Origin of the sequence: Pantoea sp. ARC270 (assembly GCF_003236725.1) — a bacterium.
GTDB classification, from domain to species: domain Bacteria; phylum Pseudomonadota; class Gammaproteobacteria; order Enterobacterales; family Enterobacteriaceae; genus Pantoea; species Pantoea anthophila.
Genome location: NZ_PUGA01000054.1, coordinates 1 through 14,995, shown reverse-complemented (window position 1 = coordinate 14,995; position 14,995 = coordinate 1). Strand labels below are relative to the sequence as shown.

At 58.1% G+C, this 14,995-nt stretch carries 14 protein-coding genes; 8 read left to right on the top strand and 6 right to left on the bottom strand.

The window, feature by feature from the left end; genetic code table 11:
- Window positions 1–114: 114 nt before the first annotated feature.
- The 7 genes from dnaA to CKF42_RS19710 all read left to right on the top strand — a co-directional run bounded on the left by dnaA (window position 115) and on the right by CKF42_RS19710 (window position 9,333).
- Window positions 115–1,530 carry a chromosomal replication initiator protein DnaA gene (gene dnaA / locus CKF42_RS19740; RefSeq protein ID WP_009088291.1) on the top strand — a complete coding sequence of 472 codons (1,416 nt, stop codon included), beginning with the start codon at window positions 115–117 and terminating at the stop codon, window positions 1,528–1,530.
- A 4-nt stretch (window positions 1,531–1,534) separates the two neighbouring features.
- The gene (gene dnaN, locus CKF42_RS19735; protein ID WP_009088289.1) at window positions 1,535–2,635 is read left to right on the top strand and encodes a DNA polymerase III subunit beta; all 1,101 of its coding nucleotides are present in this window, start codon (window positions 1,535–1,537) and stop codon (window positions 2,633–2,635) included.
- Between the two features lie 245 nt (window positions 2,636–2,880).
- On the top strand, window positions 2,881–3,966 hold the full coding sequence (gene recF, locus CKF42_RS19730) for a DNA replication/repair protein RecF (RefSeq protein WP_111209009.1): 1,086 nt from the start codon (window positions 2,881–2,883) through the stop codon (window positions 3,964–3,966).
- Window positions 3,967–3,984: 18 nt separating this feature from the next.
- Window positions 3,985–6,393, top strand: a complete 2,409-nt coding sequence (gyrB, locus tag CKF42_RS19725; protein WP_009088286.1) for a DNA topoisomerase (ATP-hydrolyzing) subunit B — start codon at window positions 3,985–3,987, stop codon at window positions 6,391–6,393.
- 174 nt (window positions 6,394–6,567) lie between these two features.
- On the top strand, window positions 6,568–7,047 hold the full coding sequence (locus CKF42_RS19720) for a YhcH/YjgK/YiaL family protein (protein ID WP_111209008.1): 480 nt from the start codon (window positions 6,568–6,570) through the stop codon (window positions 7,045–7,047).
- Between the two features lie 99 nt (window positions 7,048–7,146).
- On the top strand, window positions 7,147–7,956 hold the full coding sequence (gene yidA, locus CKF42_RS19715) for a sugar-phosphatase (RefSeq protein ID WP_009088282.1): 810 nt from the start codon (window positions 7,147–7,149) through the stop codon (window positions 7,954–7,956).
- Window positions 7,957–8,064: 108 nt separating this feature from the next.
- Entirely contained in the window at window positions 8,065–9,333 is a 1,269-nt protein-coding gene (locus CKF42_RS19710) for a DUF3748 domain-containing protein (RefSeq protein ID WP_111209007.1), read from the top strand.
- On the opposite strand, the gene CKF42_RS19705 is transcribed toward CKF42_RS19710, so the two are convergent.
- Complete coding sequence (locus CKF42_RS19705) at window positions 9,299–9,667, bottom strand: YceK/YidQ family lipoprotein (protein WP_033736117.1); 369 nt, start codon at window positions 9,665–9,667, stop codon at window positions 9,299–9,301. The genes CKF42_RS19710 and CKF42_RS19705 overlap by 35 nt on opposite strands.
- Before the next feature lie 290 nt (window positions 9,668–9,957).
- Between CKF42_RS19705 and ibpA the strand changes: the two genes are divergently transcribed.
- Window positions 9,958–10,374: a small heat shock chaperone IbpA gene (gene ibpA / locus CKF42_RS19700; protein WP_009088277.1), complete on the top strand. Its 417-nt coding sequence runs from the start codon at window positions 9,958–9,960 to the stop codon at window positions 10,372–10,374.
- 292 nt (window positions 10,375–10,666) lie between these two features.
- Here ibpA and CKF42_RS19695 read toward each other — a convergent pair whose 3' ends face one another.
- From CKF42_RS19695 to CKF42_RS19675, 5 genes are read right to left on the bottom strand one after another with little or no spacing between them, the layout of a single operon-like run.
- Window positions 10,667–11,578, bottom strand: a complete 912-nt coding sequence (locus CKF42_RS19695) for an EamA family transporter (protein WP_009088275.1) — start codon at window positions 11,576–11,578, stop codon at window positions 10,667–10,669.
- Between the two features lie 21 nt (window positions 11,579–11,599).
- Entirely contained in the window at window positions 11,600–12,100 is a 501-nt protein-coding gene (locus tag CKF42_RS19690) for a YbaK/EbsC family protein (protein WP_046100909.1), read from the bottom strand.
- A 29-nt stretch (window positions 12,101–12,129) separates the two neighbouring features.
- Window positions 12,130–12,930 carry a hypothetical protein gene (locus CKF42_RS19685; protein ID WP_111209006.1) on the bottom strand — a complete coding sequence of 267 codons (801 nt, stop codon included), beginning with the start codon at window positions 12,928–12,930 and terminating at the stop codon, window positions 12,130–12,132.
- Between the two features lie 5 nt (window positions 12,931–12,935).
- Window positions 12,936–13,643 carry a class II glutamine amidotransferase gene (locus CKF42_RS19680; protein ID WP_033736116.1) on the bottom strand — a complete coding sequence of 236 codons (708 nt, stop codon included), beginning with the start codon at window positions 13,641–13,643 and terminating at the stop codon, window positions 12,936–12,938.
- Entirely contained in the window at window positions 13,631–14,905 is a 1,275-nt protein-coding gene (locus CKF42_RS19675) for an acetyl-CoA carboxylase biotin carboxylase subunit family protein (RefSeq protein WP_111209005.1), read from the bottom strand. The genes CKF42_RS19680 and CKF42_RS19675 overlap by 13 nt, the downstream gene beginning before the upstream one ends.
- Window positions 14,906–14,995: the final 90 nt, after the last annotated feature.

Genomic DNA, 14,995 nt, shown 5'->3' with positions numbered 1-14,995 from the left:
CTGGAAAACCGCTGATAGCGGTCGCAGGCGCTTTCTTTCGTCTGTGTCAAAAAATGAACGTTTCTTAGAGTAACGCCTACTATTCTTATCGAATTTGTACGAGTGGAGTCCGCCGTGTCACTTACGCTTTGGCAACAGTGTCTTGCCCGTTTGCAGGATGAGCTTCCTGCCACCGAATTCAGCATGTGGATCCGTCCACTGCAGGCTGAGTTAAACGACAATACGCTTGCCTTGTATGCTCCAAATCGCTTCGTACTCGACTGGGTCCGGGATAAATACCTCAATAGTATCAATGCGCTGCTGAATGAATTCTGTGGCCCGAACGTGCCCGCGCTGCGTTTTGAAGTCGGCACACGCCCGGTTCAGCAGCAGGCGGCAGCGGTCAGCCAGCCGGTCATGGCCAGCGTCAGCGCACCGGTGATGCCCGTGCAGAGCCATGTTCGTCCGGCACCGACGCAAATCGTGCGTCCCAGCTGGGACAATGTGCCGGCACCGGCCGACGTGACCTACCGCTCGAATGTGAATAACCGTCATAACTTCGACAACTTCGTCGAGGGTAAATCCAACCAGCTGGCGCGCGCGGCGGCACGTCAGGTGGCGGATAATCCCGGCGGCGCGTATAACCCGCTGTTTCTGTATGGCGGCACCGGTCTGGGTAAAACGCACCTGCTGCATGCGGTAGGTAACGGCATCATTGCCCGTAAACCCAATGCAAAAGTGGTTTACATGCACTCCGAGCGTTTTGTGCAGGATATGGTTAAGGCACTGCAGAACAATGCGATCGAAGAGTTCAAACGCTATTACCGTTCAGTAGATGCCCTGCTGATCGATGACATTCAGTTCTTTGCCAATAAAGAGCGATCGCAGGAAGAGTTCTTCCACACCTTTAATGCCTTATTAGAAGGCAATCAGCAGATCATCCTCACCTCGGATCGTTACCCCAAAGAGATCAACGGGGTGGAAGATCGTCTTAAGTCCCGTTTCGGCTGGGGGTTAACGGTGGCGATCGAGCCGCCTGAGCTGGAAACGCGGGTGGCGATCCTGATGAAAAAAGCGGATGAGAATGACATCCGCCTGCCGGGTGAAGTCGCCTTCTTTATTGCCAAGCGTTTACGATCCAATGTGCGTGAGCTGGAAGGCGCGCTGAACCGCGTGATCGCCAACGCCAACTTTACCGGCCGGGCGATTACGATCGACTTCGTGCGTGAAGCGCTGCGCGATCTGCTGGCGCTGCAGGAAAAGCTGGTCACCATCGATAATATTCAGAAGACCGTGGCTGAGTACTACAAAATCAAGGTCGCCGATCTGCTTTCCAAGCGCCGTTCGCGTTCGGTTGCACGTCCGCGCCAGATGGCGATGGCGATGGCGAAAGAGTTGACGAACCATAGCCTGCCGGAAATCGGCGACGCTTTTGGGGGACGCGACCATACAACGGTGCTTCACGCCTGCCGCAAGATTGAGCAGCTGCGTGAAGAGAGCCACGATATCAAAGAAGATTTCTCTAATCTCATCAGAACATTATCTTCGTGACGCTATGAAATTTATTGTTGAACGTGAGCAGCTGCTGAAGCCGCTGCAACAAGTAAGTGGCCCGCTGGGCGGGCGTCCAACGCTGCCAATCCTCGGAAACCTGCTGCTGCAGGTAACAGAAGGTTCGCTGCTGCTGACCGGTACCGATCTGGAAATGGAGATGGTGGCACGTGTGGCGCTGACGCAGGCACATGAGCCTGGCGCAACCACCGTTCCGGCGCGTAAATTCCTCGATATCTGTCGTGGCTTACCGGATGGCGCAGAGATCACGCTGGCGCTGGAAGGCGATCGCATGCTGGTGCGCTCAGGACGCAGCCGTTTTTCGCTGTCCACCCTGCCCGCCAGTGACTTCCCGAATCTTGACGACTGGCAGAGTGAAGTCGAATTCACCCTGCCGCAGGCGACGATGAAGCGGCTGATCGAAGCGACCCAGTTCTCCATGGCGCATCAGGATGTGCGTTACTACCTCAACGGCATGATGTTTGAAACCGAAGGGGAAGAACTGCGCACCGTGGCGACGGACGGTCACCGTCTGGCCGTCTGCTCAATGCCGGTTGGCCAGGCGCTGCCGAGTCATTCGGTGATTGTGCCGCGCAAAGGCGTGATTGAGCTGCTGCGTCTGCTGGATGGCGGCGAGACGCCGCTGCAGGTGCAGATAGGCGGCAGCAATATTCGTGCACACGTCGGCGACTACATTTTCACCTCTAAGCTGGTTGATGGTCGTTTCCCCGATTATCGCCGCGTGTTGCCGAAGAATCCCGACAAAGTGCTGGAAGCGGGCTGTGACCTGCTTAAACAGGCGTTTGCCCGTGCGGCGATCCTCTCCAACGAGAAGTTCCGCGGGGTGCGCCTCTATATCACCGAAAACCAGCTGAAGATCACCGCCAATAACCCTGAACAGGAAGAGGCGGAAGAGATGCTGGATGTCAGCTATAACGGCACCGAACTGGAGATTGGCTTTAACGTCAGTTACGTGCTGGATGTGCTGAACGCGCTGAAGTGTGAGAACGTGCGTCTGCTGCTGACCGATTCGGTGTCGAGCGTGCAGATTGAGGATGTGGCGAGTCCTGCTGCGGCCTATGTCGTTATGCCCATGCGCTTGTAGGTGTTACATATCGGCCTGGCTTACTTGCCATTCTGATTCCGGGCAGTGCTCGCCCCTGGTCACATACTTCAGTATGCTCCCAGGGTCTGCGCGCTGGCCGGAACCAGACTGGCGGCGACGCCTGCGGCCTGGTGAATGGGATGTCGGGCAAACCTGCTTCGCCGTCGACGCCCTGGATTGTTAAAGGTAAGTCCTGAATTTTTACCATTTCATCCCGATCATTGCCCCTCACGCTGGACTGATTCATGGCTTTAACCCGCCTTCTTATTAAAGATTTTCGTAATATCGAACAGGCTGACCTGCAACTGGCTCCCGGCTTTAATTTTCTGGTCGGCGTCAACGGCAGCGGCAAAACCAGCGTGTTAGAGGCGATCCATACGCTGGGGCATGGCCGGTCGTTTCGCAGCCTGCAGGCGGGGCGCGTCATCCGTCACGACGAGGCGGCCTTTGTGCTGCACGGACGGCTGGAGAGCAAAGAGCGGGAAATTTCGGTCGGACTGACCAAAAACCGGGCCGGTGACAGTAAAGTGCGCATTGATGGCAGCGACGGTCACAAAGTCGCCGAGCTGGCTCAGCTGCTGCCGATGCAATTAATTACGCCCGAAGGCTTTAGTTTGCTCAATGGCGGCCCCAAATACCGCAGAGCCTATGTTGACTGGGGCTGCTTCCATAACACGCCTGGCTTTTTCAACGCCTGGAACAACCTGCGTCGCCTGCTTAAGCAGCGCAACGCCGCGCTGCGTCAGGTCACCCGCTACAGCCAGATCCGTCCCTGGGATCAGGAGCTGGTGCCGCTGGCTGAACAGATCAGCCTGTGGCGGGCGGAATACAGTGCCGCCATTTCCGCCGAAATCACCGGCACCTGCAGCCAGTTCCTGCCGGAATTTGACCTGCGCTTCTCCTTCCAGCGCGGCTGGGACAAAGAGAGCGACTATGGCGAGCTGCTGGAACGTAACTTTGAGCGCGATCGTGCACTGACCTACACCGCCAGCGGCCCCCATAAAGCGGATTTTCGAATCCGGGCTGAAGGGACGCCGGTGGAAGATTTACTCTCACGCGGGCAGCTCAAGCTGCTGATGTGTGCATTGCGTCTGGCACAGGGCGAGTTCCTGACAAGCCAGAGCGGACGCCGCTGTATTTACCTCATTGATGACTTTGCTTCTGAGCTGGATGAGAGCCGCCGACGCCTGCTGGCGGAACGGTTAAAAGCCACCCAGGCTCAGGTCTTTGTCAGCGCCATTTCGGCCGTACATGTAATCGACATGAGCGACGAAAAGGGCAAGATGTTCCGCGTGGAACAGGGTAAAATAGCGGTTCAACCTGAAGATTAAAATGAGCGAGAAACGTTGATGTCGAATTCTTATGACTCCTCCAGTATTAAAGTCCTGAAGGGGCTTGATGCGGTACGTAAACGCCCGGGCATGTATATCGGCGATACCGATGACGGTACCGGTCTGCATCACATGGTATTCGAGGTCGTGGATAACGCAATCGACGAAGCGCTCGCTGGTCACTGTAGTGACATTGTGGTCACCATCCATGCGGATAACTCCGTCTCGGTGCAGGATGATGGACGCGGCATTCCGACCGGTATTCACGAAGAAGAGGGCGTGTCCGCCGCTGAAGTGATCATGACCGTTCTGCATGCGGGCGGTAAGTTCGATGATAACTCCTACAAGGTCTCCGGCGGCCTGCACGGCGTGGGTGTCTCGGTCGTTAACGCCCTGTCACAGAAGCTGGAGCTGACCATTCGTCGCGAAGGCAAAGTGCATCAGCAGATTTACGTCCACGGCGTTCCCGAGTCGCCGCTGACCGTGACCGGTGATACCGATTTAACCGGTACCCGCGTCCGTTTCTGGCCGAGCTACGAAACCTTCACCAACGTCCGCGATTTTGAGTATGACATTCTGGCGAAACGCCTGCGTGAACTCTCCTTCCTGAACTCAGGCGTTTCGATCCGTCTGGAAGATAAGCGTGACGGCAAAACGGACCACTTCCACTACGAAGGTGGCATCAAGGCGTTTGTTGAGTACCTGAACAAAAACAAAACCCCGATTCACCCGACCGTCTTCTACTTCTCAAACGAGAAAGATGGCATCGGTGTGGAAGTGGCGCTGCAGTGGAACGACGGTTTCCAGGAAAATATCTACTGCTTTACCAACAACATCCCGCAGCGTGACGGCGGTACGCACCTTGCCGGTTTCCGTGCGGCGATGACCCGTACCCTGAACGCCTACATGGATAAAGAGGGTTACAGCAAGAAAGCCAAAGTCAGCGCCACCGGTGACGATGCCCGTGAAGGCCTGATTGCCGTCGTGTCGGTGAAAGTACCGGACCCTAAATTCTCCTCACAGACCAAAGACAAACTGGTTTCGTCAGAGGTGAAATCGGCGGTTGAGCAGCAGATGAACGAACTGCTGGCGGAATACCTGCTGGAAAACCCGGCAGACGCCAAAATCGTGGTCGGTAAAATCATCGACGCCGCGCGCGCCCGTGAAGCGGCCCGTCGCGCCCGCGAGATGACCCGCCGTAAAGGCGCGCTGGATCTGGCTGGCCTGCCAGGCAAACTGGCGGATTGCCAGGAGCGCGACCCGGCGCTCTCTGAAATCTACCTGGTGGAGGGTGATTCCGCAGGCGGCTCGGCCAAACAGGGCCGTAACCGTAAAAACCAGGCTATCCTGCCGCTGAAAGGTAAGATCCTGAACGTTGAGAAAGCGCGTTTCGATAAGATGCTCGCCTCTCAGGAAGTGGCCACGCTGATCACCGCACTGGGCTGTGGCATTGGCCGCGACGAATACAACCCGGACAAGCTGCGCTATCACAGCATCATCATCATGACCGATGCCGACGTCGATGGTTCACACATCCGTACCCTGCTGCTGACCTTCTTCTATCGTCAGATGCCGGAAATCATTGAGCGCGGCCACGTTTATATTGCCCAGCCGCCGCTCTACAAAGTGAAGAAAGGCAAGCAGGAGCAGTACATCAAAGATGACGAGGCGATGGATCAGTATCAGATCGCCATCGCGCTGGATGGTGCCACGCTGCACACCAACGCCAGCGCTCCGGCACTGGGCGGTGAGCCGCTGGAGACGCTGGTCTCTGACTTCAACAGCACGCAGAAGATGATCAAGCGTATGGAGCGCCGTTATCCGATGGCCATGCTGCGCGCGCTGATTTATCACGACACGCTGAGCGATCTGACCAATGAAGCGGAGGTCACGACCTGGCTGAACGGTCTGGTGAGCTATCTGACTGAACGCGAAGCGCACGGCAGCACCTATCTGGCTCAGGTTCGCGAAAACCGCGAGCTGAACCTCTTCGAGCCGGTTCTGCGCGTTCGCACCCACGGTGTGGATACCGACTACCCGCTGGAAGCGGAGTTCATTCAGGGACCGGAGTACCGCAAAATCTGCGATCTTGGCGGCAAACTGCGTGGCCTGCTGGAAGAGGATGCCTACATTGAACGTGGTGAGCGTCGTCAGCCGGTGGCCAGCTTCGAACAGGCGATTGAGTGGCTGGTTAAAGAGTCGCGTCGCGGCCTCTCTGTTCAGCGCTACAAAGGTCTGGGCGAGATGAACCCGGATCAGCTGTGGGAAACTACCATGGACCCGGACAGCCGTCGTATGCTGCGCGTCACCATCAAAGATGCCATTGGTGCTGACCAGCTGTTCACCACGCTGATGGGCGATGCGGTTGAACCGCGCCGCGCCTTCATCGAAGAGAATGCGCTGAAAGCAGCCAATATCGATATCTGATCGGTCGCAGACCGGACAGGCCATCACTCCGGTGATGGCCTTTTTTTTATGCCGCCGCGGCGAACGCCGCGCCCGGTGCTGCGAGACCGATCACGTTTTCCCCCGCCCTGCTCCTTTACGCTTGCCTCTCTTTGCGCCTTCAGCGCGCACAACGTTAATACAGGGAGTTACCTTATGATTGTCTGCGACTGTCACGACTGGAACAGAGAACGTCACGCCTTTCATCCGGTTATCGATCAGGCGATACGCTGGATTACTGACACCGACTTCAGCCAGCTCGACACCCGTAAATATGCCATCCTGCCTGAGGATAAGATGTTCTGCCTGGTGCAGGAGATGATGACCGAACCGGCGAGCGCGCGTCGGGCAGAATCCCACTTCAGCTACATCGACATTCAGTTTCTGCTGGCCGGCAGCGAGAATATCGGCGTGGCCCGTGCCCACCCCGATCAGCGAGTGACCGAGGATTTTGCTCAGCAACGCGACGTGGTCTTTTATCAGAAGACGCTGAATGAGTCGGTGATCACGCTGCTGCCCGGTATGTTCGCGATCTTTTTTCCGCACGATATTCATCGCCCCTGCTGCGCGCCGGGTGAACCCGCCATTATCCGAAAAGCCGTGATTAAAATTCACCGCGATCTGTTTACCGCCTGACGCTGACGGTCGGCCGGGGGTGCCCGCCTGCTATGAAACTGGTCAATACGCGCTGAATCGCGCTAGCATTGAACCAAACCCAGACGCAACGAGGACTCTATGGCTATTAAATTGATCGCTATCGACATGGATGGCACCCTGCTCAATCCGCAGCATGAGATCACGCCGGGGGTGAAATCTGCCCTTGATCGCGCCCGCCAGCAGGGGGTATCGATTGTGCTGACCACCGGCCGGCCGTTTGTGGGTATCCAGCGCTATCTGATGGAGCTGGATATGCAGACCCCCGGCCAGTACGCGATCAGTAACAACGGCGCGCTGGTTCATCAGGCTGAAGATGGTGAGTGCGTGGCGGAAGTGACGCTGACCTTTGACGACTACCTCTACATTGAGCAGCTGGCGCGTGAACTTGGCGTCCATTTCCAGGCGTTCGACAAATCCCATCTCTATACGCCCAACAAAGACATCAGCGAATACACCATCCATGAGGCGAGCCTGACCGGGATTCCGGTGCGCTATCGTGCGGTGGAAGAGATGGACCGCGCGACGCGCTTTCCAAAACTGATGATGATCGACCGTCCGGCCCTGCTCGACGCGGCGATTGCCCGCCTGCCAGCGCACGCTAAGCAGACCTACACCATCCTGAAGAGTGCGCCTTATTACCTCGAAATCCTCGATCGCCGGGTTAACAAAGGTCAGGGCGTCAGAATGCTGGCGGAGAAGCTCGGCCTGAAGCAGGAAGAGGTGATGGCGATAGGTGACCAGGAGAATGACCTGGCGATGATTGAGTATGCCGGCACGGGTGTCGCCATGGGCAATGCCATTGATTCGGTCAAGGCTATCGCTCAGTTCATCACGAAAACCAATATGGAAGATGGCGTCGCACATGCCATTGAAGAGTTAGTGCTGTAACCGCCCTGCGCTTTCCGGGCCGCGCTGGCCCGGAACCCGGTAAAAAAGCTGCAGCGCAAAACAGAATCGCGTAATTTGTCGGGCAATTCTTCCTGCACGGGTTTCACCATGTCAGAAAAACAGATTACCTTTGCTGCCCGTCAGCATCAGCTCACCAATATCAATGTCTGGACTGCCGACAGCCAGTGGCTGGCATTTGACGTGCGTCCTTCGGGCGCCTCCTTTACCAGCCAGACCATTGAGCGGGTCAATGTGATGACCGGTGAGGTGGAGGTGCTCTATCAGGCACAGCACGGGGCTCATGTCGGCGTGGTGACGGTCAGCCCCGATATGCCGCCGCGCTACGTCTGCATTCATGGTCCGGAACATCCCGATGCCCGGTGGCAGTATGATTTCCATCACCGCCGCGGGGTGATCGTTCAGAACGCCACCGCTGTCAATCTGGATGCCTGCGACATCACGCCACCCTTTACGCCTGGCGCGCTGCGGGGCGGGTCGCATGTGCATGTCTTCAGTCCCGACGGTTCACGCCTGAGCTTTACCTACAATGACCATGTCATGCATGAACGGGATACCCGGCTGGATCTGCGCAACGTCGGCATCGCGGTGCCGCTGCGCGCAGTCACGCCGGTTAAGCAGCATCCACGAGAGTATGACGGCAGCTACTTTTGCCTGCTGGTGAGCGAGACGCATACGGCACCGCAGCCGGGCAGCGACCAGATCAACCGTGCCTATGAAGAGTGCTGGATCGGTAACCGCGGCTATCAGAAACCGGACGGCCGCTGGCAGCGCTGGGCCATCGCGTTCATCGGCGACACGCTGACGGCGGAGGGCGAGAAGCGTCCTGAAGTGTTTGTTGTTGATCTGCCCGAAGTCCTGGACGATTACGCCCGGGCCGGTGCCAGCCCGCTGGAGGGCAGCAGTCAGCAGTTGCCTGCGCCCCCGGCGGGCGTCAGGCAGCGCCGTCTGACGTACGGTCGTGGTCTGGCGCTGCAACCGCGCCACTGGCTGCGCAGCGCGCCCGATGGCAGCCAGATTGCGTTTCTGATGGCAGATGAGGGAGGGGTGATCCAGCTCTGGACGGTCTCTCCCAACGGCGGCGAACCGCGTCAGGTGACCCGTCTCGGCAGCAGCATTCAGTCCGCCTTCAGCTGGCATCCTGATGGCCAGGCCGTCGCCTTTATCTGTGATAACAGCGTGATGCGGTGTGACGCTGAGAGCGGCGAGTGCCAGCGTCTGACGCGCAGAACGGATGACGCCCCCTCAGGCGACGCGGTCGTCTGGTCACCTGACGGCACGCAGATTGCGTATATGCGTGAGGTGGAGGGCTGGCGGCAGCTGTTTACGGTTGCGGCTGAGGGCGCAGCGGAGGCATAGGCTGCGCCTGCGCCAGGCTCTCCTGCGTGTGCGCCAGCTTTTCGCTCTGCAGAATGCGTTCCCGCGGGGAGTCGAGTGATTTATCTTTGTCGCTGCGGTAGTAGTCCCACGGCAGCAGCAGCGTATCCATCACGGCGGAGAAAGGAAGATCGATCAGCGCCAGCGGCTTCAGCGCCCAGCTGGTGTCCCCGTCGGTCAGCATATCCGCGCTGGCCCGGGTGCCTGGATAATAGCCCTGACTCGCACCTGTGTGTGACATCACGCTGGAACAACCGGTTGTCGCCATTGCGCAGCAAACCATTCCAGCCAGAGGTAAGGTCTTCATCAATTTCATTATCATCATCCCTTCAGCCCTGACATGCGCCGGGCTGAGTTGGCTTGCCAGACAACGTCAACACTCTGGGGCGAAGTCCGTTCGGGTCTGACAAAAGGTGTTCTGAGTGTATGTCATTTCCTGAGATTGGCGAAAAAAATTGCATTCTGCACGCTTGAAAATTCTCCTTTGGCACCCATTTTTAGTTTACGGACGCGCTCACCGTCGCCGAAAGGGACAGTGAGGTGCCGGATCCAGCCTGTCCAGTAGTGGAAGGTTGCCAAAACTTGCTGAAATTCAGGAGTCTTAATATGCGTAACTTTGATCTCACCCCACTTTATCGCTCAGCTATCGGTTTCGATCGCCTGTTTAACCTGCTCGAATCAAACCAGAATCAGAGCAACGGGGGTTATCCTCCCTATAACGTTGAACTGGTCGATGAAAATCACTACCGCATTACCATCGCGGTGGCCGGTTTCTCTCAGAGCGAGCTTGATATCACAGCGCACGACAATGTGCTGACTGTACGGGGTGCCCATCCGGAAGAGCAGGCCGAGCGTAAATACCTGTATCAGGGTATCGCCGAGCGTAACTTCGAGCGTAAATTCCAGCTTGCCGACCACATCGTGGTGCGCGACGCCCGTCTCGAAAATGGTCTGCTGAGTATCGATCTTGAACGTCTGGTGCCGGAAGAAGCCAAACCACGCCGTATTGAGATTCTGAAGTAATTTCTGAAGTAACCATAAAAAACGCCGCTAATGCGGCGTTTTTCGTTTTTAAGATCAGTGGAGATTCATAAGGCAAAAAATGTTGCTCCGATCCCCTGTTTCAGACGGCTGATAAGTTCAAAGCGATGGGAGCATACGCCTGTAGCAAAGCATCGCGGACCAGGGATGGGCCGCGCTGAGCATGCCAGGGATGGCGTCTATTGCGTCTTTGCGAAAGGCGTATGCTCCCTGAGCCTGTCACCTGACCTCAAGGCGATATTTTTTGCCCTTATATCTGACGCCGGCCTTGCCCTTACGGCTGCGTTCGCATCGCGAAACGCTGTCCCAGCACGCCGCCAAACACGTTGATCAGCAGGCCGGCAATAATCACCGAGGCGCCCAGCATCTGCTGCCCGGAAAGATGCTCATCCAGCACCAGCGCAGCGGTAATGATCCCGACCACCGGCACCAGCAGCGACAGCGGGGCAACGCGCCAGGTTTCGTAACGGCTGAGCAGATTTCCCCAGATGGCGTAGCCGACGATGGTGGCGACGAAGGCCAGATAGAAGAGCGCCAGTACCGTCTGCAGCCCGATGTGCAGCAGGCTGCTGACGATAGCCTCCTGCCCCTCAAACAGCAGCGAGCAGGCAAAGAAAGGAATGACCGGCACCAGCGCACTCCAGACCACCAGCGACATAATCGGCACGCTGCGATTCCGCATAATGATCTTGTTGGTAATGTTACCCAGCCCCCATGACAGGGCCGCCGACAGCGTCAGCATCATGGTCGTCAGCGTAATGCCGGCGCTGGTCTGTCCTTCCATGCCTGCCGTCGCCAGCAGAAACATCCCCAGCGTGGCGATGATAATCCCGGTGATGTGGTTCCAGCGCAGCTTCTCCGCCAGCAGCAGCGCCCCCAGCAGCAGGGTAAAGAACGCCTGCGCCTGCAGCACCAGGGAGGCCAGGCCTGCTGGCATACCGAGCTGAATCGCCAGGAAGAGAAACGCAAACTGACCAAAACTGATGGTCATACCGTAAACCACCAGCCAGCGCAGCGGGATCGGCGGACGACGCACAAAGAAAATGGCAGGGAAGGCGACCAGCGTGAATCGCAGTCCGGCGAGCAGAAAAGGCGGCATCCCCTGCAGCCCCAGCTTGATCACCACAAAATTGACGCCCCACGCCACCACCACGCACAACGCTAACAGCATATCTTTTACCGACATCAGAAACTCCTTGAGCCGCCGTCAGGCGGTGATCGCAATCGGGGTCGCGATATCAGCACAGCACGCTTCCCCCACGATGCGAAAATAGTCATCTACAGCCAGCGCGATCGATTTATCCAGCTCGCCCGCGTTAAACCATAACGTTCCGACCTGCTGCAGCCGGGTATCGACCCGAAGCGCCAGCCGGTCATCAAAACTGAATGGCGGCACCGCACCCATCACACAGCCGGTCAGTGCCTGCGCCAGCTCCGGCGCGGCGAAAGAGGATTTCTTTCCGCCGATGGCGCGCGCCGCACTTTTAAAATTGATCCGGCAGTCGCCCGGCACAATCGCCAGCAGCGGACGCGGCGGCGCGCCGTCCGGCATGACGACCTCCAGCACCATCGCCTTAGCCGCCTGACCCAGTGCATTACCGCGTATCTGGCTGATCTGGTCGGTCTGCCCTATCGCCTCATGCTCCACGACGCGGTAGCTGGCCTGATGCTGATCCAGCAGCGCGGTGATTTTTTCAAACGTCGTCATATCCCTCTCCTTGTCTGGCCCGGACCGGATTAACTCCAGGCGATAGCGTGTTTCATTTTTTTATCGGTCAGCCCGAAAAAGAATCCCATGGTGATGCGGGTATCACCTTCAACCCGATCAATCTCGTGATAAAAAGCGGGATTAAACAGATAGATATCGCCACTGCGTGGTGAAAATTCGCAGACTTCGCTGTGTTCAATCACCTCAGCGGGATAGCCCAGCTCACCGGCCGTTTTGAACCGCTCATCCTCCGGTGCCCATTTTTTGTTGTAGATCCGCAGCGCCCCGCCCGCATTGCACTCCTGCAGGCAGACCACGCAGCTGAGCTGATGGAGAATCTGCGTCACCGCCAGCCCGGTTCCGGCGGCATCACGCACGATATTGTCGTTGTGTAACGGGTTCGCGACGCCATCGGCATGAAACCGCACGATAGAACCGGCATAGTCGCCGTGGCCCGGCTCCTGGGCGATGCGCAGGCTCTCCAGCCGCAGCGCATGCTGAACCCAGAGGTAGATCTGCTCACGCAGGGCGGTGAGTGAAGGGGGCAGCGCCGGCTGGATATCGCGCAGCTCGGTAAAATAGTTATCGGGCTCTGCGGTGTGACGCGCCAGATAGGGCCCGAGCGTGGTCAGCGCGCCATTCGGATAGTGAGAAACACGGATCTTTTCCCGGCAGCGCTGCAGATCCGCCACCACCGCTTCCCGCACCTCCGGCGTCAGGAAATTACGCAGCACCAGCAGCGGCACACGCGCCGTGACGATGTCATCCAGCCAGGTCGACTCCACAAACATGCTGGGATTAATCACGCGGAACTGATTGAAAATAGCCATGTTTATCACTCCCTAAACGGAATTTCATAGAGTTCATGATTGTTCATTCGCCGCCAGCTGCCGGCGCTGCCTGGTATTGTCACGGGTTCAGAAGCGATCAGCGTGCAATCCTCCTGTTGCCGAAAATGCATCGTAAAATAGTCAGGCCAGGGGGTGTCGTGGGGATACCACTGCCACGCCCAGGCTTTGTCACGGGTGACGAAAATGGCATTGCCTGCGCTGCCGCCGGGTTCCACCTGCGCCATCTTTGCGCGCAGATAGTCGCGGGTGAAGTCGGCGGGCGTGGTCTGATCGACCAGGTAGCGCAGGTACTCTTCTGAATCGAAACGGGATTCCGCCAGGCCAAGCTGGCGGTGGATGGTCGGCAGAAAGCCGTTGTGCATCATGTACCACTGATGACCCGCGCTGTGGCGCGTCAGCGGATGAGAAAAGGCCAGCCCCTGATTTTTACTCAGCGTGGCGTGGCGTACATGCACGGCCAGAAACGGACTGCGCAGCCGATCCACATCGATGTCCGGCAGCGCTTCCGCAAACGCGCCCGTGCCGTGCAGGGTGCGGATCTCCCCCGCTTCCAGCCACAGGCAGCCCCAGCCGTTGGGATGGGATTTAATTGGGCCATCGTGTTCGGCTCCTTCGCCGCAGCTCATGGCGCGCGCCGCCTCCAGAATCTGAGCGCTGTCGAACCTGCCATGCGCCAGAATCATTCTGCACATACTTTGTCTCTCCCGGCGGTCACCGGCTGCGCGGCAATCACCTGCTGAAAAAGGGTCATAACGGGCTCCCGCGTCGGAGCGCTGAGGCTGAAGGTCGCCAGAATGCCGGCGTGACGGGTCAGATCGGCGTAGAGCGATGAGCGGGATGACACCTGCAACGCAGGCAACCGGAGGGGGGGTAACAGCGCCCCCTGCTGATGCTGTTCAATCCAGCGTTCCGCCGCCTGCAGCTGTGCGGGCTGGCGCAGGCGCAGCTGGCCGACAGCGGGTGACGTGCTCAGGGCAAAGGCAGGCAGGGTGCCTCCCGCCTCCAGCCGGAAAGTCACCTCAGCCCAGTTGATACCGGTCGCCTCCTCAACCAGCGTCGCCACCCCCATGCCAGAGAGCCGGAACCCCATCTCCAGAAAATGCGGCACGCCATTGACCACAATGAAATCGATATGAAACGCGCCCTGACGATAGCCAAAGGTTTCGCAGCAGAAGGTCATGAGACTGCTGAATGCGGCGGGCAGCGCCGCTGCTGCCATCGCCACATGCCCCGACTCATAAAAGCTGACGCAGCCTTCACTGTCCCGGTGCTGCTCAATCACCTTCTGGCAGCAGGTCAGCGCCCGGGGATGTCCCTGCGCGACCACACCCTGTAGCGAAAACTCCTCGCCGATCAGGGCGCTTTCCACGATAAAGCCGCTGAAGCCGCGCCCGCCATAGTTCATGGTCTGCACCAGCTGCTTCACCACGCTGCGCAGCTGATCGGCCCGCTCAATCAGCCAGATGCCCAGCCCGCCGCCGCCATCTACCGGTTTGACGACGCAGGGGTAGATGAGCGCCTGCTCCGCATCCAGAATGCTGAGCGGCGAGGCAAAAAAGCGGAACTCCGGCTGCGGGAAGCGCGGCCAGGCTTTTTTCAGCGCCATGCGCTGCGCATATTTATCCAGCGGAATAAAGGCGGCGGGCGCGTCCGGCCCGGCCAGCATGTCGCGCAGTCGTCCGGCGCTGGCGTTGTAGGCTTCAAAGCCCGCCAGCACCACCAGCGGATGCGCCAGTAAACCGGCGTGCAGATAAGCCTGCATCACCTCCCACGGATTCTCAGGGCGGTCGAGGCGAATAATCAGATCAAAAGGCAGCGCCAGGCTTAGTGACTGGTAATCGACAAAATCGCCCATTTCCGCCAGCACGGTGAAATAGCCTTCGCGCTTTGCCACCGCGCAGTAAGGGTTCTGTCCATCGCGGGTGGCGCCAATTTGCAGAAAAATCTTTTTCATCGCCTCGCCTTACCGGGTTATCGCCCAGAGATGACTTCTGTCACCGTGTCATTGAGCACACCGTTACTGACCTGAATCACCGCTTTATGG